The sequence below is a fragment of the Petrimonas sp. genome, from assembly GCF_963921705.1.
In the GTDB taxonomy this organism is placed as follows: Bacteria; Bacteroidota; Bacteroidia; order Bacteroidales; family Dysgonomonadaceae; genus Petrimonas; species Petrimonas sulfuriphila.
Window position 1 is genome coordinate 3,272,157 of the sequence record NZ_OY997410.1, and the last position, 24,508, is coordinate 3,296,664.

The 24,508-nt window shown below is 43.3% G+C and carries 32 protein-coding genes and 2 tRNA genes; 14 read left to right on the forward strand and 20 right to left on the reverse strand.

What is annotated here, in order from left to right; all coding sequences use genetic code 11:
- The first annotated feature begins 325 nt into the window (after positions 1-325).
- Both sucC and sucD read left to right on the forward strand, forming a co-directional pair.
- The gene (gene sucC, locus AACM02_RS13765; RefSeq protein ID WP_332456646.1) at positions 326-1,459 is read left to right on the forward strand and encodes an ADP-forming succinate--CoA ligase subunit beta; all 1,134 of its coding nucleotides are present in this window, start codon (positions 326-328) and stop codon (positions 1,457-1,459) included.
- Between the two features lie 32 nt (positions 1,460-1,491).
- Positions 1,492-2,358, forward strand: a complete 867-nt coding sequence (sucD, locus tag AACM02_RS13770; protein ID WP_214063465.1) for a succinate--CoA ligase subunit alpha — start codon at positions 1,492-1,494, stop codon at positions 2,356-2,358.
- Here the strand turns inward: sucD and AACM02_RS13775 are convergent.
- The 8 genes from AACM02_RS13775 to AACM02_RS13810 form a co-directional block, all read right to left on the reverse strand.
- The gene (locus AACM02_RS13775) at positions 2,353-3,246 is read right to left on the reverse strand and encodes an HU family DNA-binding protein (protein ID WP_339117288.1); all 894 of its coding nucleotides are present in this window, start codon (positions 3,244-3,246) and stop codon (positions 2,353-2,355) included. The genes sucD and AACM02_RS13775 overlap by 6 nt on opposite strands.
- Positions 3,236-3,529, reverse strand: coding sequence for an HU family DNA-binding protein (locus AACM02_RS13780; protein ID WP_286855910.1), 294 nt, complete (start codon positions 3,527-3,529; stop codon positions 3,236-3,238). The genes AACM02_RS13775 and AACM02_RS13780 overlap by 11 nt, the downstream gene beginning before the upstream one ends.
- Entirely contained in the window at positions 3,526-4,821 is a 1,296-nt protein-coding gene (gene rimO, locus AACM02_RS13785; protein WP_339117289.1) for a 30S ribosomal protein S12 methylthiotransferase RimO, read from the reverse strand. Before rimO ends, AACM02_RS13780 begins: the two co-directional genes overlap by 4 nt.
- Positions 4,818-5,771: a signal recognition particle-docking protein FtsY gene (ftsY, locus tag AACM02_RS13790; protein WP_332456649.1), complete on the reverse strand. Its 954-nt coding sequence runs from the start codon at positions 5,769-5,771 to the stop codon at positions 4,818-4,820. The genes rimO and ftsY overlap by 4 nt, the downstream gene beginning before the upstream one ends.
- 142 nt (positions 5,772-5,913) lie before the next feature.
- Complete coding sequence (locus AACM02_RS13795) at positions 5,914-6,075, reverse strand: DUF4295 domain-containing protein (RefSeq protein WP_332456650.1); 162 nt, start codon at positions 6,073-6,075, stop codon at positions 5,914-5,916.
- Between the two features lie 14 nt (positions 6,076-6,089).
- A complete protein-coding gene (gene rpmG / locus AACM02_RS13800; protein WP_332456651.1) occupies positions 6,090-6,278 on the reverse strand; it encodes a 50S ribosomal protein L33 in 189 nt (62 codons plus the stop codon).
- 19 nt (positions 6,279-6,297) lie between these two features.
- On the reverse strand, positions 6,298-6,537 hold the full coding sequence (gene rpmB / locus AACM02_RS13805; protein ID WP_332456652.1) for a 50S ribosomal protein L28: 240 nt from the start codon (positions 6,535-6,537) through the stop codon (positions 6,298-6,300).
- A gap of 133 nt (positions 6,538-6,670) precedes the next feature.
- Positions 6,671-7,240, reverse strand: a complete 570-nt coding sequence (locus AACM02_RS13810; protein ID WP_332456653.1) for a DUF4468 domain-containing protein — start codon at positions 7,238-7,240, stop codon at positions 6,671-6,673.
- A 180-nt stretch (positions 7,241-7,420) separates the two neighbouring features.
- On the opposite strand from AACM02_RS13810, the gene AACM02_RS13815 reads away from it, so the two are divergent.
- From AACM02_RS13815 to AACM02_RS13855, 9 genes are all read left to right on the forward strand, one after another.
- Entirely contained in the window at positions 7,421-8,122 is a 702-nt protein-coding gene (locus AACM02_RS13815; RefSeq protein ID WP_332456654.1) for a tol-pal system YbgF family protein, read from the forward strand.
- A complete protein-coding gene (gene ribH / locus AACM02_RS13820; RefSeq protein ID WP_339117290.1) occupies positions 8,122-8,613 on the forward strand; it encodes a 6,7-dimethyl-8-ribityllumazine synthase in 492 nt (163 codons plus the stop codon). The genes AACM02_RS13815 and ribH overlap by 1 nt, the downstream gene beginning before the upstream one ends.
- A gap of 29 nt (positions 8,614-8,642) precedes the next feature.
- Positions 8,643-8,725 (forward strand) — tRNA-Tyr (locus AACM02_RS13825).
- Between the two features lie 69 nt (positions 8,726-8,794).
- Positions 8,795-8,867: transfer RNA gene (locus AACM02_RS13830), tRNA-Gly, on the forward strand.
- Positions 8,868-8,936: 69 nt separating this feature from the next.
- A complete protein-coding gene (locus AACM02_RS13835; protein ID WP_214063267.1) occupies positions 8,937-10,274 on the forward strand; it encodes an MATE family efflux transporter in 1,338 nt (445 codons plus the stop codon).
- A gap of 29 nt (positions 10,275-10,303) precedes the next feature.
- Entirely contained in the window at positions 10,304-11,017 is a 714-nt protein-coding gene (locus AACM02_RS13840) for a peptidylprolyl isomerase (protein WP_339117291.1), read from the forward strand.
- A gap of 167 nt (positions 11,018-11,184) precedes the next feature.
- Entirely contained in the window at positions 11,185-11,448 is a 264-nt protein-coding gene (locus AACM02_RS13845; RefSeq protein ID WP_214063265.1) for a DUF2024 family protein, read from the forward strand.
- Positions 11,449-11,513: 65 nt separating this feature from the next.
- Positions 11,514-12,131, forward strand: a complete 618-nt coding sequence (locus tag AACM02_RS13850; RefSeq protein WP_332456657.1) for a MarR family winged helix-turn-helix transcriptional regulator — start codon at positions 11,514-11,516, stop codon at positions 12,129-12,131.
- An 11-nt stretch (positions 12,132-12,142) separates the two neighbouring features.
- The gene (locus AACM02_RS13855; RefSeq protein ID WP_339117292.1) at positions 12,143-12,661 is read left to right on the forward strand and encodes a histidine phosphatase family protein; all 519 of its coding nucleotides are present in this window, start codon (positions 12,143-12,145) and stop codon (positions 12,659-12,661) included.
- A gap of 69 nt (positions 12,662-12,730) precedes the next feature.
- Here the strand turns inward: AACM02_RS13855 and AACM02_RS13860 are convergent, their stop codons facing one another.
- The 12 genes from AACM02_RS13860 to AACM02_RS13915 form a co-directional block, all read right to left on the reverse strand.
- Positions 12,731-13,708, reverse strand: coding sequence for a hypothetical protein (locus AACM02_RS13860; RefSeq protein ID WP_339117293.1), 978 nt, complete (start codon positions 13,706-13,708; stop codon positions 12,731-12,733).
- A 139-nt stretch (positions 13,709-13,847) separates the two neighbouring features.
- Positions 13,848-13,982, reverse strand: a complete 135-nt coding sequence (locus tag AACM02_RS13865; protein WP_332456660.1) for a hypothetical protein — start codon at positions 13,980-13,982, stop codon at positions 13,848-13,850.
- A 237-nt stretch (positions 13,983-14,219) separates the two neighbouring features.
- Positions 14,220-15,311 (reverse strand): helix-turn-helix transcriptional regulator, encoded by a 1,092-nt coding sequence (locus AACM02_RS13870; protein WP_339117294.1) that lies wholly within the window; start codon positions 15,309-15,311, stop codon positions 14,220-14,222.
- 25 nt (positions 15,312-15,336) lie between these two features.
- Positions 15,337-16,545 carry an alanine dehydrogenase gene (locus tag AACM02_RS13875; RefSeq protein WP_339117295.1) on the reverse strand — a complete coding sequence of 403 codons (1,209 nt, stop codon included), beginning with the start codon at positions 16,543-16,545 and terminating at the stop codon, positions 15,337-15,339.
- Complete coding sequence (locus AACM02_RS13880) at positions 16,542-17,078, reverse strand: shikimate kinase (RefSeq protein ID WP_214063259.1); 537 nt, start codon at positions 17,076-17,078, stop codon at positions 16,542-16,544. Before AACM02_RS13880 ends, AACM02_RS13875 begins: the two co-directional genes overlap by 4 nt.
- Positions 17,079-17,094: 16 nt before the next feature.
- Positions 17,095-18,513, reverse strand: coding sequence for a cardiolipin synthase (cls, locus tag AACM02_RS13885; RefSeq protein WP_339117296.1), 1,419 nt, complete (start codon positions 18,511-18,513; stop codon positions 17,095-17,097).
- Positions 18,514-18,548: 35 nt separating this feature from the next.
- Positions 18,549-19,490 (reverse strand): ribosome small subunit-dependent GTPase A, encoded by a 942-nt coding sequence (gene rsgA, locus AACM02_RS13890; RefSeq protein ID WP_286856036.1) that lies wholly within the window; start codon positions 19,488-19,490, stop codon positions 18,549-18,551.
- A 6-nt stretch (positions 19,491-19,496) separates the two neighbouring features.
- Positions 19,497-20,054 carry a ribosome recycling factor gene (frr, locus tag AACM02_RS13895; RefSeq protein ID WP_214063256.1) on the reverse strand — a complete coding sequence of 186 codons (558 nt, stop codon included), beginning with the start codon at positions 20,052-20,054 and terminating at the stop codon, positions 19,497-19,499.
- Between the two features lie 56 nt (positions 20,055-20,110).
- Positions 20,111-20,818, reverse strand: a complete 708-nt coding sequence (gene pyrH / locus AACM02_RS13900) for a UMP kinase (protein ID WP_214063255.1) — start codon at positions 20,816-20,818, stop codon at positions 20,111-20,113.
- 11 nt (positions 20,819-20,829) lie between these two features.
- Positions 20,830-21,579 carry a biotin--[acetyl-CoA-carboxylase] ligase gene (locus tag AACM02_RS13905; protein ID WP_214063254.1) on the reverse strand — a complete coding sequence of 250 codons (750 nt, stop codon included), beginning with the start codon at positions 21,577-21,579 and terminating at the stop codon, positions 20,830-20,832.
- Positions 21,563-21,925 (reverse strand): MmcQ/YjbR family DNA-binding protein, encoded by a 363-nt coding sequence (locus AACM02_RS13910; RefSeq protein ID WP_214063253.1) that lies wholly within the window; start codon positions 21,923-21,925, stop codon positions 21,563-21,565. Before AACM02_RS13910 ends, AACM02_RS13905 begins: the two co-directional genes overlap by 17 nt.
- Before the next feature lie 41 nt (positions 21,926-21,966).
- Complete coding sequence (locus tag AACM02_RS13915) at positions 21,967-22,329, reverse strand: YraN family protein (RefSeq protein ID WP_214063252.1); 363 nt, start codon at positions 22,327-22,329, stop codon at positions 21,967-21,969.
- Between the two features lie 116 nt (positions 22,330-22,445).
- Here AACM02_RS13915 and AACM02_RS13920 point away from each other — a divergent pair, with 116 nt between their 5' ends.
- From AACM02_RS13920 to AACM02_RS13930, 3 genes are read left to right on the forward strand one after another with little or no spacing between them, the layout of a single operon-like run.
- Positions 22,446-22,673, forward strand: coding sequence for a hypothetical protein (locus AACM02_RS13920; protein WP_214063272.1), 228 nt, complete (start codon positions 22,446-22,448; stop codon positions 22,671-22,673).
- A gap of 3 nt (positions 22,674-22,676) precedes the next feature.
- Entirely contained in the window at positions 22,677-23,111 is a 435-nt protein-coding gene (locus AACM02_RS13925) for a deaminase (protein WP_214063251.1), read from the forward strand.
- 19 nt (positions 23,112-23,130) lie between these two features.
- Entirely contained in the window at positions 23,131-24,327 is a 1,197-nt protein-coding gene (locus AACM02_RS13930) for a serine hydrolase (protein ID WP_339117297.1), read from the forward strand.
- Positions 24,328-24,508: the final 181 nt, after the last annotated feature.

Here is a 24,508-nt window from a genome sequence, read left to right on the forward strand (position 1 = left end):
TCGATAAACAGAATACCTAAAAAAAGTGATTATCTCACGCGAGCTATCACAGTACTTCTGTATCAAAGTTCTATCAGAAAAAATTGAATCTAATGAAATTCAAAAAAGCTTTCCAACAATACAATAATATACTGATAAACATTTTGTTATTCTATTTTTTTACACTTTTTGCCGGGTACGGAAATTATTTTTCTCTATTTGAGCAAACATTTTACCGCTCTCTCATGTTAAACAACATAATTAAAGTGCCACATATTGTCAGAAAAATCATACAGCTACATCAAAAATCAATCATTCATTAAATATTAGTATAAAATAAAAGCCCATGAAAATTCATGAGTATCAGGCAAGAGAATTATTAGCATCTTACGGATTGCCGGTAGACAAAGCATATATCTGTCGTAACGTTGATGACGCAGTGCGCGCATACCAGGAACTGGATACTCCGTTAGTGGTTGTAAAAGCGCAGGTCCATACCGGAGGTAGGGGGAAAGCTGGAGGGGTGAAACTCGCCAAAAATGAAATAGAACTCCGCCAACATGTAGCCAACATCTTGTGGATGGATATTAAAGGCTTTATCGTTGACAGGGTGCTTATCGGTAAAGCGGTGAATATTGCTTCGGAATATTATGCAAGCTATGTCATCGACAGGAAATCTAAATCTACTATCCTGATGTTGAGTCGCGAAGGGGGAATGGATATTGAAGAAGTGGCACGTAACACTCCCGAAAAAATCCATAAAATAGTTATCGACCCGCTTATCGGTATACCAGACTACTTGGCACGAGAAGCTGCTTTCAAACTGTTTGACGATATCAAGCTAGTCCGTGAAGCAGCAACAATTTTCCAAAAGCTATACAGGTTGTTCGTGGATACCGACGCATCGCTGGCAGAGATCAACCCTTTGGTGCTCACCGAAGAAGGCCTGATTAAAGCCATCGACGCAAAAATGACTTTCGACGACAATGCCCTTTACCGTCATCCTAAAATTGCGGCTCTTTTTGAACCGACAGAAGAAGAAAAGAAGGAGCAAAACGCTAAAAGCAAAGGTTTCAGCTATGTGCATTTAGGCGGTGAAATAGGTTGTATGGTTAACGGTGCCGGACTGGCCATGGCGACGATGGACATGATAAAACTGTATGGCGGAGAACCAGCTAACTTCCTGGATATCGGTGGAAGCTCAAATCCTACAAAAGTCATTGAAGCCATGAAGCTTTTACTAAGTGACAAGAATGTAAAGGTGGTACTGATCAACATCTTTGGAGGGATTACCCGTTGCGACGATGTAGCCAGAGGATTACTGGAAGCCTTCAGCCAGATAAAAACCGATATTCCTATTGTTATCCGTTTAACCGGAACCAATGAAAAAGAAGGCCGCGCCTTATTGGAAGGCACCGAATTCCACTTGGCGGAAACCATGGGTGAAGCAGGGAAAAAAGCCGTTGAGTTGGCAAATTAAGTTCAGCTTTAAACTTTTAACGTCTAAAAAATATGAGTATTCTAATCGATAAAAATACACGATTAATCGTTCAGGGAATTACCGGACGCGACGGAGGATTTCACACTGCAAAGATGAAAGCATACGGCACCAATATTGTTGGAGGGACATCGCCCGGAAAGGGCGGAGAAAATGTGGAAGGAATCCCTGTTTTTAATACCGTTCGTGAAGCTGTAAAAGAGACAGAAGCCAACACATCGGTAATCTTCGTTCCGGCTCCGTTTGCCAAAGATGCCATGTTGGAGGCTGCCGATGCAGGAGTAAAACTTATTATCTGTATTACCGAAGGTGTCCCTACCCTCGATGTAGTTGAAGCTTACCGCTACATCAACCTAAAGGGTGCCAAACTAATCGGTCCCAATTGTCCGGGTTTAATATCTCCCGATAAAAGTTCAGTGGGCATAATGCCTACCATGATTTTCAAACGGGGGGCAACCGGAGTAATCAGCCGGAGTGGAACACTCACTTACGAAGTCGTTTACAACCTCACCTCCAAAGGGCTGGGACAATCCACTGCCGTAGGTGTAGGCGGAGATCCCATTGTGGGGCTCTATTATCAGGAACTGTTGGAAATGTTTCAAAACGATCCTGAAACCGACTCTATAGCCCTTATCGGCGAAATTGGGGGCGATGCTGAAGAACGCGCTGCTGAATACATCAAAAAGCACGTTACAAAACCGGTAGCCGCGTTCATTGCAGGACAACAGGCTCCTCCCGGAAAACAGATGGGACACGCAGGAGCAATCATCTCCAGCGGTTCGGGTAGTGCCGCTGAAAAAATTGCTGCTTTCGAAGCCGTGGGAGTTCCGGTAGCCAAAGAACCAAGTCAAATACCGGAATTATTGAAGAGCAGGTTATAAAAAATCGTCGCCTAGCACTTTGGCTTTGGCTACAGATTGTGTGTTCGAGGCATCAATGTCATATTCAGAAGAATCAGGAATAATCAGTTCAGTCCCAACGGTAACAACGTTGGGATTTTCTATTTTATCTTTGTTTTTCAGGTAGATATACACCCAAAACTCCCGGTTCCCGAACTTCTCTTCGGCAATCAGTCTGAGGGTTTTACCCTTTTGCACCACCACTTTTTCCAACCTTTCCGGGAGCTCCTGAGTTTTTTCAGCAACAGGAGCCTTGAAAGGATGCAAACTGTCTTTTACCGAAGGGTTTTCAGTTATTGTTGCCGGCTGTGTCCCGGCTTGCCGCTGAATGAAAAAAAAAAGACTTGCCAACGCAATGGCAACGCCTCCCAAAATGGGTATCCAGACAGGAGGAATTTTAGAACGTTTTTGGACATTGGCGGAAGCCATTCTATCCGAGCGAAAAACTTCCTGATAAGCTTCCCTTTTTACTATCGGCTTTTCTTCGGTCAACTCCGTCTTTCCCTCTTCCTCTTCAATCACCTCTTCCACTCCTTCGAATGCGATACCTTCATTCAACAGAATAGACTCAAAATGAGAAAACGGTTTGTTTACAAGCTCTTTTAATGCTGTTGCCGGGAAAAAACTCAACCGGTTATGTGCGGGGATTTCTATCTTTTCGCCGGAATTCACATCAACGCTTTCACGGGCTTGAATCGGAACGAGCTTAAATGTTCCGAAATCTTTGATTTTAACCACTTCGTCTCCGGAAAGAGTTTCCGAGATGAGTTCGAACAACGATTTTAAAAATGCCTCTGACTCTGTACCGGAAACATTGGTTCGCTTAGCCAGCAAATCTGCCAGGTTGGCAAGGGTAATTCTATTTTCCATCTTCTTCCATGGTTTTCAGTTGCTCTTTAATGCCTGATGCCGGTTTAAATGTGGCCACAATAGATGGAGGAACCAGGTACCGCTGTTGGGTCTGAGGATTCACGGAGATACGCTCAGATCTCTTTCTGGTTTCGAAAACTCCAAAATGCGGAATGAAAATTTGTGTATTCTCCGAAAGTTTTTCATTTAGTTCACATACCGTCGCATCCAGCAAATCAGACACCTTCGATTGAGAAAGACCCAGCCGTTGCGCCATCTCTGAAATAAGTTCCTTGTGTGTCATAATGAAACATTTCCTATTAAATCAAACGGCATAGCCGATGTAATCTTCACCTCATAAAATTCACCCGTTCTCAATGGAGATTGTTTTTCAATCAACACTTCCCCATCAACTTCAGGAGAATCGAACTCGGTACGACCCACGTAATAATCGGGATCTTCCCGGTCGATAATTACCTTCAGGGTTTTCCCCACTTTCGATTCGTTAATGGTTACAGCAATAGATTCCTGCACGTCCATCAACACATTCATCCTTTCCTGTTTTAGACCGGGAGGCACGTCGTCCGTATAATTATTATCGCAATAGGTATCCTCTTCGTGCGAGTAAGGGAAAGCTCCTAAACGCTCGAAACGGGTCTCTCTTACAAATTCAAGAAGTTCTTCAAAATCCTGTTCAGTCTCACCCGGATGTCCTACCATCATCGTTGTGCGCAGGTGAATTCCGGGAACTTCCTCCCGAAAACGGGCAATCAGATCAATCGTTTGTTGCTTCGTAATGTTTCGTCTCATTCTCCCCAGCATATTGTCGCTGATGTGCTGCAAGGCAATGTCGAGATAGTTACAAACGTTTTCTCGCTCGCGTACCACGCGGAGTAATTCGATAGGGAAATGTGCCGGATAAGCGTAATGAAGACGAATCCAATCGGCACCTTTGATGTCCGCAACCCGTTCAACCAGTTCGGGCAACCTCATCTGTTTATACCTGTCCAGTCCATAATAGGTAAGGTCTTGCGCGATAAGCTGAAACTCCCGTACGCCTTGCGAAACCAAACGTCGAACTTCTTCTTCAATCTCTTCCAGTGGCCGTGATTTGTACTTACCCGTCATGATGGGGATGGAGCAATAGGAACAGGTGCGGTCGCATCCTTCGGATATTTTCACATAAGCGTAATGCGGCGGAGTTGACAGGGAACGGTCGAACTCAAGGTCTTTATAGTACGATTTACCTAAGTCAGAAATCAGGTTTTTCCAGGCGAATTTGCCGTAAAATTTGTCTACTTCGGGAATTTCGTTCTGCAGTTCATTCATGTACCGCTCCGATAAACATCCCATTACGAAAAGTTTTTTCAGCCTGTTTGTCTTTTTGGCTTCCGCAAATTCCAGGATCATATTGACGGATTCCTCCTTGGCATCGCCAATGAAACCGCACGTATTTATCACAGCTATGTCACCTTTGGGATCTGCAGGATCATGCTCCACCGTGTAACCGTTAGCAACAAGTTGTCGCATTAGTAATTCGGAATCTACCAGGTTTTTAGAACAACCCAGGGTTATGACGTCTATTCTGTTCTTCATTCTCCAAACAACGAATCCACAAATTCTTTCCTTCGGAAAACTTGCAGGTCTTCCATCCCTTCACCCAGCCCTATATATTTTACCGGAATTTTAAATTGATCCGAGATACCAATAACGACTCCACCTTTTGCTGTTCCATCTAGTTTAGTGATAGCCAGAGCCGAGACTTCGGTGGCAGCGGTAAATTGTTTAGCCTGTTCAAACGCGTTTTGCCCGGTGGAACCGTCCAATACCAGAAGGACTTCGTCCGGAGTGCCCGGAACTACTTTACTCATCACGTTTTTAATTTTGGTAAGCTCGTTCATCAGGTTAATCTTGTTGTGCAAACGCCCTGCAGTATCAATGATTACCACATCGGCATCATTTGCTTTTGCCGAACTCAACGTATCAAAAGCCACCGACGCGGGATCGGCACCCATCTTTTGCTTCACCACGGGAACCCCCACACGTTTACCCCAGATATCAAGCTGCTCCACAGCCGCAGCGCGGAAAGTATCGGCCGCGCCAAGATATACGGACAACCCATTTTGTTTAAACTGATACGCCAGTTTCCCTATAGTAGTGGTTTTCCCCACTCCGTTCACCCCAACTACCATAATAACGTATGGCTTTTTATTTTCCGGGACGGCAAACTCAACTGTATCACCCGAGTTGTTTTCAGTGAGCAGTTCGGCTATCTCCTCCCGGAGAATTTTTGTAAGTTCATCCGTACTCACATATTTGTCGCGGGCAACACGTCCCTCTATCCGGTCAATTATTTTTAATGTCGTATCAACACCTACATCCGAAGTTACCAATATTTCTTCCAGTTCATCGAGCACATCATCGTCTACTCTCGATTTTCCAGCAACGGCACGGGTTAATCTGGAGAAAATATTTTCCTTGGTTTTTTCCAGTCCCTGATCAAGCGTCTCTTTCTTTTTCTTCGAAAATATTTCGAACAATCCCATAGTTGCGTAATTTTTACTTTTTCAATTTCCCATGCAAGGGCTTATGCGATGCTTCCGCAATATCGTACAAATCTACAAAATAGTCAATAAAAAACTTCCCCACAAGTTCTTGCAGGGAAGTTTTTACATATTTTTAACGGATTTATTTTTTAAAAAAATCTTGTACCCGATCGTTAAGGACCATCTCTTCTCTGAAACTGTAAGCTCCTGTTTTTTCAGACTTCACCATTTTAATAACCTTGGTGTGGCTGCGTCCTGTTGTTGAAGTTTTATCGCGGAATCCTGCGACTGCTTTCTTTGCCATAGTTTACTCCTTAATTATTTAATTTCTTTATGAACGGTCATTTTCTTTAAGATGGGGTTGTATTTTTTCAACTCCAATCTTTCGGTTGTGTTTTTTCTGTTCTTCGTTGTAATGTATCTCGAAGTCCCGGGCATTCCGCTTTCTTTATGTTCGGTACATTCTAGAATTACCTGAACCCTGTTTCCTTTTGCTTTTTTCGACATTGCTCTTTCCTCCTGATAATTAAGCGTTTAAATACCCTTTTTCAGCAGCTTGCTTTAAAGCGGCATCCAATCCTATTTTATTAACGGTGCGTAAACCTGAAGCAGAAATATTCAGGCTGATCCAGCAATCTTCTTCCACCCAATAGAATTTCTTTTTGAACAAATTAACGTTAAATTTACGTTTTGTTCTTCTGTTGGAGTGAGAAACGTTGTTTCCAACCATTGCTCTTTTTCCGGTTATTTGACAAATCTTAGACATTGCTATGTTGTATTTTATTGATTTCTATAAATATTCAGCTGTTTTCGGACAAATCAGGGCGCAAAATTAACCATAAAAAATGTATTTACCAAAAAAACGGCAAATAAATTTTCAAGAAGATCGGGATCCGTCTTTATTTACTGAGATTAAAAATTTTACTCAACTCATTGTACAACCCGTTCAGGTAAAACAACGTACTCTTTTGGGTGTTCGTCTTAAATTCTTTGTCTAGACCTGATGCGGCAGAAATTGCAGTGGAAGTAATGGTTTCTTCTGCGGTAAACGTTTTAGGGAAGAACGAGGAATTGGGAGACTGGCTGTTCTGATAAGTAACATCCCTCACAACCAACATACAGCCCGCATTGGTTATGGTAGCATCAAACCGGTAATTCATGACCACTTTTTCCCGCACTCCGTTGCTGTTCTGCGGCAACAACAGTTCTATTTTAGAACCTACGGTTATGCTTCTTGCCTTATCGTCAAAGCGTATACCCGATAACAAAGGGTTGCCGGCGTAATTATCCTTCCCCCACTTGTAGAGCAATGCATATCGCTGATCAGCAGCAAGTTCCCGATCAATATGAATAAACTGTTGAAACACCACTTTCCCGTTTACCACCGGAACAGCAGTAAAAACAGACTGGGCATTTACCTGAATCAGTCCTGAAGCGAATATTAATGCAGTGAAAATAATCTTCTTCATAACTTAAGTTTTAGTTTCTTGCATAAATTTACTTTATACAATGTATATGACTACAAACTTACGGAAAAGATTAATCAGCGACAAACAGTTTAGAGAAAATTTATCCAATTTATTTTATTTATCGCTTAAAAACCATTACTTTTGCAACTTGAAATTTGATAACATTATTTTTTGAACAAAATGTCCAATAAACATCAGGAAAGTAAAGCCGAGAAAGGTTTTGAGAATATCGAAGAAGCGTTGACTTCATCGGAACGTTTTATTGAAAAGAATCAAAAAAACATTTTAATCGCATTGGCAGCAGTCGTTTTGGTTGTCGGCGCGATCATTGCATACAACTATTTGTATAAAAACCCACGAAACGAAAAAGCACAGGCAGCCATTTACAAAGGTGAAAGATTCTTTCAGAATCAAGAAGACTCCCTTGCCCTTTTCGGTAACGGTAACGATTTTATCGGCTTCGAAAACATCATAAAAGATTTCAGCGGCACCAAAACTGCTGACCTAGCCCGTGCCTATGCCGGAATCAGTTACAGCAGATTGGGAAACAATGAAAAAGCGCTGGAGTACCTGAACAAATTCAAAGGTGGCGATTTGTTAATCACCCCGGCTATAGCAGGAGCAATAGGTGATGTTTATATGAATATGGGGGATACCGAAAAAGCCATTTCTCATTTCAACAATGCAGCCCAAAAAGCCAACGATGAAATGCTGACGCCCATCTACTACAACAAAGTGGGACTTGCATACTTATCCGTTAAAAATTACGATAAGGCCATTGAAACCTTCCAGATGATCAAGGACAAATACCTCAACTCACCACAGGGACAGGAAGCAGACAAATACATTGAAGCCGCCAAGCTTCAAAAAGCAGGAAATTAATGGCCACTGAATTACAGAATCTATCGTCATACGACCCCGGATCCACACCGTGGGGTGAAGGAAAAAAAATTGGTATTGTTGTTTCGGAATGGAACAGACCTGTTACAGGGAATTTGCTAAACGGCGCCATTCAAACACTGCTTAAGTTTGGTGTTCAACAGAACGACATTGTTGTGGAATATGTCCCTGGAAGTTTTGAGCTCACCTACGGGGCTAAAAAACTGATTGAGAAAATAGACCCAGACAGTGTTATCGTAATCGGATGCGTTATTCAGGGAGAAACACCACACTTCACGTTTGTGTGTAACAGCGTTACACAAGGAATCACTGAGCTGAATATTCTCCACAATATTCCAGTAATTTTCGGATTACTGACAACCAATACGCTGGAACAAGCGAAAGCACGTTCGGGCGGGAGGCACGGGAACAAAGGTGATGAAGCTGCAATTACTGCATTAAAAATGATTGCGCTCAACGAAAAATACAAATAATTGTATTATCTTTGTCCCTCGAAAATTTTGGGCAGTTACCAGAGTGGCCAAATGGGGCTGACTGTAACTCAGCTGGCTTACGCCTTCGGTGGTTCGAATCCATCACTGCCCACAAAACAATTCACAATGCAAAATGCACACTTATTATGCATTCTTGATCATACATTGTAAATTGAATGTTGCGGAAGTAGCTCAGTCGATAGAGCATTAGCCTTCCAAGCTGAGGGTCGCGGGTTTGAATCCCGTCTTCCGCTCTAAAAAGGAGTAGCTGTAAAATAGTTACTCCTTTTTTTAAGGTAACTGTGACAACCGATAAACAACATATGCCTGCGATTCGCGATTTCACACAGGGAGGTATTTTCCGTCAACTTATCACCCTGGCGATGCCGTTAATGGCTGTCAGCTTTATCCAGATGACCTACAATATGGTTGACATTATCTGGATCGGCCGCTTGGGCAGCAAATCGGTCGCAGCTGTGGGAACAGTGGGTATGCTGATGTGGATGATGAACTCCTTCGCACTCCTATCCAAAGTGAGCGCTGAAGTCTCCATCGGGCAGTCCATTGGTGCTAAAAGGCTGGATAAGGCTATGCTCTATGCTTCGCACACTACTACCATCGCCATCATTTCGGGCCTGGTCTTTGCCACTTTCTTTTTCCTGTTTCCCCAACTCGTCCTTTCTTTTTTCAGGCTGGAAGCAGACATCACGCAGGAAGCCATTCGTTACCTGAACATTGTTACTTTCAGTGTGCCTTTCATGTTTCTTATCCTGAATTTCTCGGGGATTTACATTGGAACCGGAAGAAGCGATATCCCCTTCTATTTTAATGCGGTAGGATTGGTTTTAAATATCGTGCTCGATCCCCTTTTCATTTTCGGTTTCGGATTTATTCCTGAAATGGGATCTCAAGGTGCCGCACTGGCCACCACTCTTTCACAGGTAGTGGTATTTATGCTTTTTATTCGCCACCTACGAAGAAAAAAAGGTGTTTTGGGACAGTTCGCCTTCTGGATAAAACTCCGAAAAAACTACACACTCAATATCCTGAAACTGGGAGTTCCCGTAGCGGCCATGAACGTCTATTTTTCTATCATCAACATGAACCTCACCCGTATAGCTTCCATTCACGGAGGACACCTGGGAGTTACCAGCCAAACCACAGGTGGGCAAATAGAGGGAGTTACCTGGAATACCTCACAGGGGTTTGCAACAGCTCTGGGTAGCTTTGTAGCACAGAACTTTGCTGCCGGTAAGATGGACAGAGCCCGCCATGCTTATCGGTATACATTAAGGGCTATGATGGCTTTGGGGCTTGTAGTGACAACGTCGTTCATGTTGTTTGGCAGTGAAATTTTTTCGGTTTTCATTCCCGAAAAAGAGGCCTATCTTGCTGGTGGCGATTATTTATTTATTATTGGTATATCCCAATTGTTCATGATGCTGGAGCTGACCACGCAGGGAATGTTCAACGGAATTGGAAAGACCACTCCTCCGGCCATTGTAAGCATCGTATTCAACACCCTGCGCGTTCCGCTAGCCGTTTTCCTGGCTTCTGCCATTGGCGTCAACGGTGTTTGGTGGGCCATTTCAATCACTTCTGTTGTGAAAGGAATATGCTCGGCCACGTGGTATTATTTTTCACAGCGAAAATACAGGTAATTAGTGATAACAAGAAAAAACAGACAAATATGAAATCTCACGCAACATTTGTTTTCCTTATTTTAGTCTTGGCGCTGACAATGCAAGCTTGCTCCTCGTTGAAGCACAGCAACGAAAAAGAACAGAAAGTCCTTATCCAGACCACTGAAGGCGATATTACGCTAAAACTATACAACGAAACACCATTGCATCGCAATAATTTTATCAAGCTGGTGAATGCAAAAACCTATAACGGATTACTTTTCCATCGTGTAATCAAGGAATTCATGATTCAGGGAGGAGATCCCCAGTCCAAAACGGCAGGGCCAGATACAATGCTGGGCGACGGCGATGTCGGCTACACCGTTCCCTCAGAATTCAGGACTCCCCAAATTTATCACAAATACGGCACTATTGCCGCTGCGCGTGAAGGAGACGACAGCAACCCGCAAAAAGCATCATCGGGTTGCCAGTTTTACATTGTAGTGGGGAAAAAGTTTACAAACGAACAACTGGATAAGCTGAAGGAAAGCAAAATAGCCCGTTACGGAAATACAAACGACTCTACTTACAAATTCAGCACACAAGCGCGACAAGATTACATAAACGTCGGCGGAACACCACACCTCGATGGCAATTATACCGTATTTGGCGAAATATTGAAAGGGATGGAGGTCGTGGAAAAAATATCGGAAGCAGAAACAGACAAACACGACCGTCCCATAAAGGCAATCCGAATAAAGAAGATGAAGCTGATACGGTAACACATACAAGGGCTACGAAACCTATCACCGGCTGAATTAATCGAAATGCTATACTTTGATAAAGGGCTCTATGAAAAAAATCACCTTTCGTTTGCTTTAGTTAGTTATCCTAACTATATTTGCGGATGGCAATGGTGCCAAGACAACCGGCTTAAAACGTAAAAATCATGGAAGCAGCTGTTTGGGATACTTATGTAACAAAAAAAGACGGAAAGGTTATGCATTTTGACATCATTGTTCCGGCGGATTTAAAAGATGAAAACGTAATTCACAATTACGGGAGAGAATACCTTAAAGCAAAGGGGCAGGAAGGACAGCCACTCACTTCCAAAGAAAGCAAATATTGCCATACGGAAAAAATAAAACCCCAGTGGATAGCCGATATCCGGGAAAAGGGATATTATATTTACGAAATGGAGAATTGTGATTAACCACCTTATCCTCGGGGAATAAAAAAAGATATCCTATATAATTGAGATTGACAAAATATAAATAGATGGAGGATTTTCAGTTTTATTCCGACCAAACTACCGAAGGGAAGATCGTTGCTTCCCTGGAAAGGATATCTCAGGCATTTCGTGTACTGCTGTGGAAGAAAAGCAAGGAGTTCTCCCTCACTCCACTTCAGGTGCAAATTTTGATTTTCCTGTTCACACAAAATGAAGAAAAAAAGAAAGTGAGTTACCTGGCAAAAGAGTTTAATGTTACCAAGGCGACGATAAGCGATACCGTAAAAACACTGGAACAGAAACACCTTGTAGTCAAAGACAATGAAGCTACCGATTCACGAAGCTTTGTTATCAACCTCACGGAAAAGGGAAACAAAATAGCCGGGCAGACCTCGTCTTTCGCCAAAGAGATTTATAGCCCTATTGCAGAACTGAGCCGGGATGATAAAAAAAACGTATTGTCAAGCTTGATAAAATTGATCATCCATTTAAACAAAACGGGAGTAATTTCCGTTCTTCGTATGTGTACCACCTGTTCCTACTATCGACCTTCTGATGATGAAAAAAAAGACCATTGTACGTTGTTGAAACGGGACTTGGACCACGTTCATATAAGAGTTGATTGTCGGGAACACAAAATGCTGGATTTTCCAACTACAGTATAACAACAGAAGAGATGAAAAAGCTGATTGTAATGCGGCACGGGAAGTCATCTTGGGACTATGCTCACCTGGATGATCACGACCGTCCATTGAACGAGAGAGGCAAGAAAAATACGGCTAAAATGGGAGTTTACCTGCTTCAGAAAACAGGGAAACCGGAGCTCATACTCTCTTCATCTGCCGAACGTGCATATGCAACAGCCGTTATTGCCGCCGAAAACATGGGATATCCGAAAGAACAAATTGTGACGGACAAAGAATTATATTTGGCCTGGGTAGAGGAAATTCTACAATGTTTATCAAGAGTCCCCAACACAGTCAGCTATTGTCTGATTGTTGGGCACAACCCCGGATTAACCCTCCTGATCAACCATTTCGGAGTAACGCTCGATAACCTGCCTACAGCATCGGCCGCCTGCTTTGAGTTTGATGTGCAGGCGTGGAAAGATATTTCACCGGAAAATGCCCGTTTTCAATGGTTGAAACAGGCAAAAGAGATAGAGATGCGGGACAGCGGTGATACCCGCGAATAACAGGAGGAGAATAAAACCAGCAGTTCTGCAAATATAGATCAATCAGTGCCGGAGTTATTGCTGCTTTACCTATTTGCGTACAGACGTAAAATCCTTGTCGGTTAGTTGCAAATCAACACCGTTCCACAGTGCATAAACGCAGTAAGCGTTACCGGCTTGGTGCGGGACAGCAGAGGCGCTTGTTGCATTTATACTCTCCTTTTGCATACCATCTATTTTCACTTTCAGTCTGGTAGCTGGCATCGTGTTACCGGTCAACAACACAAAGCGGGAAAACTTCCGAACATCGTCGCTCCATATAGAACCGGAAATAACTCCCTGAGAAACACCATAATAAATCACTTCTTTAGAAATCAAATCATAGCGGGGTGCTCCTTCGCCATTTTTATAAGCATAGAAGCCGGCAGCGTCAGCGGGATTGACCTGTATCAACTCCATTTCCGTATATGCAACTTCAGCTACAGCAGCATTTTTGAAGCAGATTATCTGCATCGCACCCAAATAATTAAACGCAAGTACGGCTGTGGGTGCACCGGGATGAATCTCCGCAGACGCTGTAATGGGCGTATAATAAGTATCCGGAGAAACACTGCCATAACCACCGGAAAAAGGGAAAAAAGGAGTATAGCTAAAATCAACCAGTATTTTTCCTCTGGCAATTTGGGAAGAGGAGCCGTGCACACAATAGAGTGTATAGGGGTTAGCCGTGTTAATATCATCGGGGACTGCGATGTTGAAAGTGGCATTTTTTTTGTTGTCCGACAAATGCTCATCGGTAAGGGTGATTTCCGTTCCTTCCACAATGGCTGTTCCCTGCACAAAATAGGGTTTTATTTTGTCGCCCTCCTTCCACAATGTTGAAATCGCCGTTTCGCCCATTGTCAGGGCAAGGCGTGTATCGGACGAGGGGGCGTTATTGCCGTTGGGCGCGGCAGCGGTCACAGTCAGTACAGGCACGATCTGCTGCACCTCCACAAGGGGTTCCTGGGTGCAGCTTGCCACAATGAGGGCAACGGCTGCGAAAAAAATAAATAATTTATAATTCATAATGTATAACCTGAAAATTAATGTTGTTGTATTTACAAAACCAAAAGTCGTGAGCCAGATACCCAACAACAGACTTATAGATTGATAAGCTACTTTGCATTGTGACTTCCGTAAAAAAATAACCACTTCATGTAATTTCTTACCAATCGTGAATAGGTATATCCGGAACACTTCCGCCTAAAATGTTTTGATTCAATTCAATATCGATCATTTCGATATCAGGAGCTTCATAATGTTCAACCGCATTGTTCGTTTGCAAATTTTCTTGTCTCATATCTAATTACAGGGTTAAAATAAAATTCTTCGGAGAATTTGCGACAAAGCTACTGGGAGAAGGCAAAAGAAGGGTTGTGTTTCCAACAAAAAATTCGTGTTTGCAACAATCGTGCAAAAACTGCCTGCTTTTTAACAATTGGAAGAGACGGGAGACGGAATGCGGAGGAGAGGAGAGGAGTTTACAGCAGATACCTTTGTCAAAGTCCGGAACTTTGACAAAGCTGCAACACATTTTTCATTTCAAATGTATCTTCCGCCACAAGGAAGGGCTCATGCCAACACTTTTGGAAAAACGGGTACTGAAGTTTCCTTTGTCCGAAAATCCCACCCGTTCGCCTATTTCGTTTATCGGTGTTTTGGGTTCGGACAGCAGGAGGCGTTGCGCCTCGGCAATACGCAAGTCGCTAATCCATTCTTTAAAGTTTTTGTTTTTGCAGGTATTAATGTAAGAGGAAAGATAGGAGCGGTTGGTACTCAATTCATGGGCAACCATTTCGATATTGAGTTCGGGCTGAAGGTAGCGTTTTTCTTTTTCCCATTCACCAACAATATCTTCCAGCATGAAAACCGAATCTCTGACGACTGGCTCTTCCTCCATAACTTCTTCCACCACTGGGGCTATAACAGGAAACTGAAATGCATAATTAATAAACCGTATAGCATAATACGGATAAAGGATATTGAGGAATAAGGCAAAAACGCACAACCATCCATGCGGCATAAATAAACTTACAAAAGCCATTATACCACTTGAGGTGGCCAGAAACTGCGTGGTTACTGTCCATTTCAGCAGATTGGAGCCGGGTTCGGAAAAATAATTGTTGAGCCGGATAGAATATTGTCTGTAGTTGCGAAGAAAAATCACCGTATAGGCCACCACCACAAACACATAGTAGACAATGAAAACAACATAAGCAAAAAGGAAGGCCAGTGATTTGGCAGAGAAAATCTCGAACAAGAATACGTTGCCGACAACCAGTACAAGGGGAATAACCAAATCCCTGACAAGACTCCTCCACGAAAAGAAATGACTGTTTATCAAGGTAATATTTACAATCGAAAAAACGGGAGCCACACACGCTCCAATCCACAGCGTCATTAGTCGCGTATACCAAATGTCGTCGTTGGTTCCGGAGTCGCTCATACTGAGTTCAGTTAGATTTACGAGCGTCATCAGAAAAAAAACGCCCCACGCCAACAAAAGACGCACGCGTTTATAGCTTCTTAAATCGTCACGCCTAGGAACGGAAACGGTTAAAAGAAAGACAAAGCATAAGAGCATCAACCAGAAAGTGCCCCAAGTGAGAAGATAATATATTTCTGCCATTATTCAACCTCAAAAGCTCATTTCTCTACAATCCCGGCAGGAACAACCCGATATCGTTTACCGGCCAATTAAAATGATTGGCTACATAAGAATTGACCATTTTCCCGGTAAACATGTAGAATCCGGAGGCAAAACCGCGGTCGAAACGGGCGAACCGTCCTACTCCCCCACTCTCGGCCATTGCCGAGAACATCGAAATAAAAATATTGCTCAAAGCGATGGATGCTGTGCGTGCTACGCGGGAGCTTATGCTTAATTCACAGAAATGCAAAATACCGAACCGTTCAAAAACCTGGGGATGATTGGGTAAACACGCTTCCATCGTAGTTTCGAAACATCCTCCATATGACATACGCAAGTCAATAATGAGCGACCCTTTCTTCATTTCGCGGATCAAGTCGGTGGAGATACGGTACAAGTGCGTTTTATTTACATATTGCATGGCTCCGATCACCACATCGGCAGAGCGAAAAACATTGCGCAACACATTCGGTTGCAGGGTAGAGGTAAACACCATCCGACCCAATTCGTGCTGGATTTTCCTAAGTTTATTGATATCGTTATCAAATATTTTCACTGTAGCACCTAATGCAAGCGCAGCACGCGCAGCCACAGCTCCCGCAACACCTGCCCCTATAATCACCACTTCGGTAGGCGAAATCCCTGGAACCCCACCCAACAGAATACCTTTTCCACCGTGTGCACTGCTGAGCAATTCCGATGCTACAGAAATGGAGTATGCTCCCTCAATTTCACTGATGGCAGTTACAAAAGGAGAAATCTGGCTATCATCATAAATCAACTCATAAGCCAGCGCATTTATGCGTTTTTCCGCCATTAGCTCTAGTGTTTCCGATGAGATCAGGTACAACTGCAAAAACGAAAACACACTGCTTCGTGGTTTCATCATCGAAACTTCATCAAAAGTAGGTGCTGAGACCTTCAGAATAATATCGGCCTGAAAAACTTCGGCCTTTGTTTGTACGATATTTGCTCCTGAATCGGAATAATACCGGTCGGAATAATTAATAGCCAGCCCGGCATCGGATTCAATCATTACCTGATAACCCGATTCAACAAGCAGGGCCGTTGTTTCGGGAGTGATTGCCAGCCGTTTTTCCACTTTTTGATTTTCCTTTGGAATACCTATTACAAGCGAGATGTTTTGTTTGTCTGCTTTCAGCAGCAATTCACGAACAACAAATTGTGTGCTTCTTAAGGGTTCGTATATCATTTTAGCCGTTTTTTTATTTCGTCAGCAATTCTGTCAACGGTCAGGTGAATATCTTCTTTTGTGATTAAACGGTCGGTTTTGTAAATAACTTGTGCCTGATTGTAAAACCGCTCCCTTTCTTTCAGGTGTTGGGCAATGAATAACGTCAGGTCCTCTCCGGTTTTTCCGGAAACAATGGGTCGAACTGTTTTCGATGTCCGTAACCTGGCTGCAAGTTCTTCGGGTTCCGCATGAATATATACCGTAGTTCCTGTTTGATTCATCAGCCGGATATTTTCAAAAAAACAGGGGGTCCCGCCGCCTGTCGAAACCACCACATCCTCTATCTCTGAAACCTCGATTAACGATTTTTGCTCGATCAGGCGAAATTCACGTTCACCCCGTTCAGCAAAAAGCTCTGGCACAGTCTTATGGTATTTGCTCTCGATAAACTTATCTAAATCGACAAAACCTATATCGAGCAACTTAGCCAGTTTCTTGCCAACCGTGGTCTTTCCCACACCCATATATCCGATTAAATAGATCCTAACCATATTTTTCTATAATTGGTTATAACAAAGGTGCAAACAAACGCATTAAAGATTCAATAAACCTGAGCCTCATCGGTCTCCTCATCCACTCACGCAGGGAGACAACCTGAGAAAACCGTTGATCCTCAACAATGATATCCATGGCTTTTTCTGCCACATCGTGATCGTAGATAAACGCTTCCACCTCGAAATTGTGTTCAAAACTGCGTGAATCGAAATTCACCGAACCAATCAATGTAAGGGAATCATCAAACACCATCAGTTTGGAATGCAAAAAGCCTTTCTCGTACATATACACCTTCACCCCACTTTCCAGCATCTCCTTTACGAAAGAACGTGATGCCATTTGCACCAAAGGCACATCCGATTTTTTGGAGATGATCAGCCTTACATCCAGTCCTCGGATAGCAGCTGCCTGCAGCGCTTCTATCATGGATTCAGGCGGAATGAAATAGGGTGTTTGAATGAAAATACTCTTCTGTGCATCGTAAATGGCCTGAAGAATACCGTGAGAGATTTCCCTTTCCTCACGGAATGGCCCGCTGTTGACAGTCTGCATGGATATGCTTCCATAAACAGGAAGCTCCGGAAAATATTTCCTCGACGTGATAAGTGTCTGACTCACAAAAAACCAATCGATAAGAAAGATCGATTGTAAACCCTGCACGCCTTTGCCTTCGATGCGTACGTGTGTATCGCGCCAGGTTCCCCATTTAAAACCATCGATGTACCTGTCGGCAATGTTTATGCCTCCTACATATCCAATCTGTCCGTCAATGACAATTATTTTTCGATGATTCCGGAAATTTAGCCGCGAGGTAATTTTGGGAAGTGCAACCTTTAGAAACGGTTCTGCTTCGATACCGGCCTTTCTGAACTCCTCAAAAAATGCTTTAGGGGTTTTACGTGAACCAAAGCTATCGTAAATAACGCGTACTTCAACACCTTCGAGTGACTTTCGGATCAATGCGTCCCTCACTTTTCTGCCGATGTTATCCCCTTCAAAAACATAATACTCTACGTGGATATGTTGTTTTGCATTTTCAATATCGCGCAGTAAATCTTCGAATTTTTCCGCGGCATGGGTATAAAACCGGACATCGTTCCCTCCCAGCAACGGGGTATGGTCAAGATTTTTCAGTAAACGGATCAAACTCGCATGCTCCTGGGGATAAGCAAACTCCTCCAGCGGGCCAACTTCATCCAGTGGACGTTTCTTGAGCTTGCTGTACATCCGTTTGGTAATGACTTGTTTTTTGGTAAAATCCTGGCCGAAAACAAGATACCAGATCAATCCCACAAAAGGCAAAAACACAAGCACCATTACCCATGAAAGCGTCTTAATGGGATTCCTATTCTCAGAAATTACCACAATAACCACACTGATGATGGTTAAAGCGTAAAGGATCTCGAGAATAAGCATCAATACACTGTTCATAACTGTTTCTGTTGTAGTCCTACGGCACAGCCAGATTACCGGTATTTTTCTTCGTTTGCATCTTCCAGGATATTCAAATAAGACTGATACCGGCTCTGACTGATGTAATGATTTTCCAACGCTTTTATCACGGCACAGCCGGGTTCGTTCAGGTGCAGGCAGTTATAAAACTTGCACTTCGACGAAATCCTGAAAATCTCGGGAAAATAGTGAGAAACCTCAGCCGTTGTCATGTCGATGGTTCCGAATCCTTTGATTCCCGGAGTGTCGATAACGAAGCCTCCCTTTTCAAGTTCAATCATTTCCGAAAAAGTAGTAGTATGCATTCCTTTGTTGTGGTAATCCGATATCTTTCCTACTTTTTGCGTTGCGTCTTTTTGCAGCGTGTTTACGATACTTGATTTTCCCACGCCGGAATGTCCGGCAAGCAGTGTAATCTTTCCACAAACAAGCTCACGTACTTCATTCATCCCCTCTCCTGTGAGCACCGAGGTTTTAATGCATGTATACCCGACAGTTGAATACAAGTGAACTAACCCATCCACGTATTCCCTGTCATCGCTGTCGTAGATATCCGTTTTGTTGAAAACAAGAACAACAGGAACACTGTATGCCTCTGCGGTAACCAAAAACCGGTCGATAAATACTGTGGTTGTTTCCGGAAACCTTACAGTAACACAAAGAAGAGCCAGATCAATGTTGGCGGCAAGAATATGCGAGTGTTTGGAAAGGTTGGACGCCTTGCGGACAATATAGTTTTTACGGTCTTCAATCTCGGTAATATATGCAGTCCCGTCGGGGTTTATATCCATTTTCACCCTATCTCCCACTACCACAGGGCTCGTGCTCCGGATACCCTTAAGACGGAAATTCCCTTTTGCCAGACACGACATGTCCGTCCCTTCGTCCGTTCTTACCAGATAGTTATTGCCCGTATTTCTGATTACCAGTCCCCTCTTACTTCCCTCCTCGCTCATCGCTATTTATACGGTAAGTATTTCTTTTTCCTTTTCGGCGAACTTATCATCAATTCTTTTGATGAATTTATCGTGAAGTTTTTGAAGCTCATTTTCAACGTCTTTTCCCATATCCTCGGGAAGTCCATCTTTAACAGCCTTTTTCACCTCATCAATCCCTTCGCGGCGGGAGTTCCGAATGCTGATCTTGGCATCCTCCGATTCCTGCTTGGTCTGCTTCACAAGCTGCCTGCGGCGTTCTTCGGTAAGCGGCGGGATTCCCAGGCGGATAACTTCACCGTTGTTCTCGGGGGTAATTCCCACGTCAGAATCCATAATCGCTTTTTCAACTACTTTCAGCATATTTTTTTCCCACGGTTGAACCAGAATAGTTTTGGCATCAGGAGTAGAGACTGTTGATACATTCGACAACGGAACGTGACTGCCATAATATTCTACTCTCACCCCGTCAAGAATACGCACATTAGCTCTCCCTGCACGAATTCGTGCGAAAGTTTCTTCCAGAAATTCCAAGGTCATCTGCATCTTTTCCTCGGCATCTTTTTTAATTGTTGAAATATCCATATCTTTTTGTTTGATGTTATGTTAGCAAAAATAGTGAAAATATTTGAATAAATCTTTCACACGTGCACCAGGGTTCCAATATTATCCCCGGAAAGGACCTTCTTCAGGTTTCCGTATGTGTCCATATCGAAAACAACAATGGGCAGGTTATTTTGCTTGCACATTGTCGTCGCCGTAAGATCCATTACCCGCAAGCCCCGGTCGTAAACTTCATCAAATGAGATCGTATCGAACTTGGTTGCCGACGGATCTTTTTCGGGGTCAGCAGTATAAACACCGTCAACACGGGTGCCTTTAAACATGGCATCAGCCTCAATCTCTATTCCACGCAGAGCAGAAGCGGTGTCGGTGGTAAAGAACGGGTTTCCCGTTCCTCCGGAAAGGATAGCCACTTCACCATTTTGCATGGACTCAATCGCTTTCCATTTGGAGTAAAGCTCGCCGACAGGTTCCATACGAATGGAGGTATAAACCCTGTTTTTCTGACCAATGGCCGTCAATGCAGAACTCAATGCCAAGCTATTGATAACGGTGGCAAGCATGCCCATTTGGTCACCTTTTACCCGGTCGAACCCTTTTTGCGAGCCGCTCAAGCCCCGGAAAATATTTCCACCACCGATAACAATTCCGACTTGCACTCCCATTTGTGCAGCTTCTTTTATTTGTCGGGCATAGTCATTCAACCGGACTTCATCTATCCCGTACCCTTTTTCTCCTGTCAGCGACTCACCGCTGAGTTTCAGTAAAATTCTGTTGTATTTCATCTATATCTGTTCTATATAAAAGCTATTTCCTTAAACGCATACATTCGCTCCTCATTGGTCTCAAGCGTCTTCAATACAAGATGACCGGACGGAAGCACGTTATCGATTTTTGCCTGAAACTTGCCGTTTGCATCTTCAAACCAGTAATAACCGTTTACCCGGTACAAATCAAGCATGTATTCATCTTCAATAACTTGTTTTTCTCCGCGCTGCAACCCCCTGTATAACAGAAAAAACTCTTTCATCAAAAGATCCAGGATGTAGTCTTTATCCTGTTCGGTTGCAGTGATTTGCCTCAACGATACCGGATTGGGCAATTCCGGCGGAAACACCTGCTGGTTGAGGTTCAACCCGATTCCAATGATGGAGTTTTCAATTATTTTCCCCTGCAAACTGTTTTCTATGAGAATACCGGCAATTTTCCGGTCTTTCCAGTAAATATCGTTGGGCCATTTGATCCGGATATCATCCGTAAACTGATCCAGGGTATTTTTTATGGCCAGTGAAATTATCCGGGAGATAATAAACTGCTCGTTAGCAGGAATCTCTATCGGATAAATTAACAGACTGAAAAGCAAATTATCTCCTTTTGTCGAATACCAGCTGTTGCCCATCTGTCCACGGCCTGCCGTTTGAAAATCAGCCACCACAACAGAACCTTCTTCCAAGTGTTCTGTTCTTAATAACTCTTTCAGGCAGGAATTTGTCGATTCCGTTTCCTCCAACCGCACAATTTTTCTGTCTTCACTCAACTGATCCATAGTACTCTTTCTGCTTTATTTTGGGTAATTTCTTAATGACTTCTTCCACCGAGTGCCTGATCCATATTTTTAATTCCTCATCCGGCATTTCTCCAGTTATATAAATTGTGTTCCAATACGTTTTGTTCATATGAAAAGCAGGCTCCACACATCTGTATTCTTCACGCAACCGCACCGCTTTTTCCGGTTCACATTTGAGCGCGACAGACAATCTGTCAGCATCCAACGGGATAAGGGCAAACATCTTGTCACACACTTTCATCACCAATGTAACATCGTCAAACGGCGTTGTTACTTCCGCACCCGGAATGGAAAGACAGTAATCATAAAGCTCTTCTATATTCATATATTCCTGATTGATAATCGCGTAAGGCAAATAACCAATGCTCACAGGAAGGGCAAAAAAGCATCATCGATATGCTCCAGGTCAAATCCTCTTCCATTCCAGACCAGACCGATAATATCGAACCGGGCAGGCTTGTCGATATCCATTTCAATCAGATAATGATCGGCAGCATCCAACATTCTACGCATTCGGAGCTTATTCACAAAACCCACCGGATTCCCCCATTGAACAGACGTTCTGGTTTTCACCTCGACAAAGACAATAAATTCTTCGTTCTCCGCAACAATATCAATCTCGTAGCCGTAAAATCTCCAGTTCCGACAAACAATTTTATAATCTTTCGATTTCAGGTATCTCACGGCCTCCTCTTCGCCTCTTTTGCCTAACTCATTGTGTTGTGCCATTTTTTGATTAAAATACAAATTTATGCAATATTCTTTTCTTTCATGTTAAAATATTTTGTTTTTTTGTGCCTGAAAAGGATTTACGCAATTTTTCAGAATAATTTCTTCAACAAGAAATGAGAACGACAAAAAAGTACAAATTAAAAGGACGTCCCACTCCAAGGTCGAAAAAAGCAGAGTTTATGCTTAGCGACGAAGAATACGATGTTATCAATTTCTATTTGAAGAAATACAAAATCACCAATCGCTCCCGGTGGTTCAGGGAAACCATACTGAATCATATTCTCAAAAATATGGACATGGATTATCCCACCCTTTTTGAAGAAAATGAAATGAGGAGATAAGATATGCTGGACGACACTTACTTTATGCGGCAGGCGCTGATTGAGGCGCAGAGAGCTTACGATAAGAACGAGGTTCCAGTGGGTGCAGTTGTAGTTGCCAACCACCGGATTATCGCCCGGGCACACAACCTGGTGGAGACCCTCAACGATGTTACCGCACACGCCGAAATGCAGGCGATAACCGCAGCCGCCAACGTGCTTGGCGGAAAATACCTAACCGACTGCACGCTTTTTGTCACTGTTGAACCTTGTCCCATGTGTGCCGGCGCGTTGGGCTGGGCACAACTCTCACGGGTTGTTTACGGCGCAAGCGACGAAAAACGGGGTTTTTCCAAGTCAGCGCCTAGCGTTTTACATCCTAAGACAACAGTTACCTCAGGGGTTTTAGCCGAAGAATGTGCAAAGCTGATGAAAGTTTTTTTTGAAAAAATAAGATAACCACACCATACACATTGTCATGAAAACATTCTATTTTTTAATTATCAGCATGTTGTTTTTTGCCTGCGGTTCACATTCCAACAAAAGCAGCGACAGCATTCCAAATGTCAAAGCCATCGATGACGTTATGCAGGCATTTGTAGATTCGGGTTTTATACCCGGAGCAGTTACCGCGGTGGTTTCGAAGGATAACATCCTGCATCTCGGGAGTGTTGGTGTTGCAGATTATGAGACAAGGTCGCCCATGCAACCCGACCACATTTTCTGGATTGCCTCCATGACAAAACCCGTCACAGCTGTTGCCTTACTGATGCTTCAGGATGAAGGAAAACTTTCTGTCGACGATCCGGTTTCGAAATACATTCCCGAATTCATGGACTTAAAAGCACCCTCTGGAAAGGATGCCAATCTCACCATCACACAGATAATGAACCACACTTCGGGTTTACGGGAAGCGGATGCTCAAACGGCCATGAGGGCAAAAGAGCTTGCAGACCTGATCCCTTCTTATGTCAGCGGCCCTACTCAATTTGAACCGGGCAGCAGATGGAACTATTGCCAATCGGGGATCAATACCGGAGCAAGAATTGTGGAAGTGGTCAGTGGACTACGTTTTGACCAATTTCTCCAGCAACGTATTTTTGATCCGCTTGAAATGAGTAGTACCACTTTCTATCCTGTCTGGCAGAGCAGTACTCAACGTGCTGCAGGCTATATTAAAAACAGGAACAACGGACGGTTTGAAAAAGCTGAAGTAGCTGAGATCTTTGGCAAACCCGATAGTGCACCACTGGGTAATGGTGGACTGTTTTCCACTGCTCTCGACTATGCGCACTTCGCACAGTTGCTTTTGGGAAAGGGTATTTACAAGGGGAAACGCTACCTCAGCGAAAATGCCATGACTTACCTCACTTCAGTAAAAACGGGTGAACTTGACTGTGGTTTTCTTCAGGAGGCTCAATACGGAAACCTTGGAGCAAATTACGGATGGGGAGTTGGCACCTGCATTCTTAGAATTCCTCATCCGGGAGTAGCAGCCATGTTATCGCCCGGCTCATTCGGACACGGCGGCGCCTGGGGGACACAAGCATGGATAGATCCCGTTAGGGATATAGCCTATATAATGATGATACAACGTCCGAATTTCAATTCAGACGCAAGTAACATACGTGCCGAATTTCAGCAAAAGGCATTTGATGAATTGGCAATTAAATAGATATAGCCTATTAAACCTGCATTAATATTTTTTAAATCTATGCTTTTCCGGTTAGATTTAGTTAAATTATTTTCTAATCCCAGACTGGTAAAAACTTTTTAGGTCCTATCCTTGTTAAAGTCGGAGAATGTGTAAACAAAAGACATCCAGGCTCTTTATAAAAATAACACTTTAAAAATCA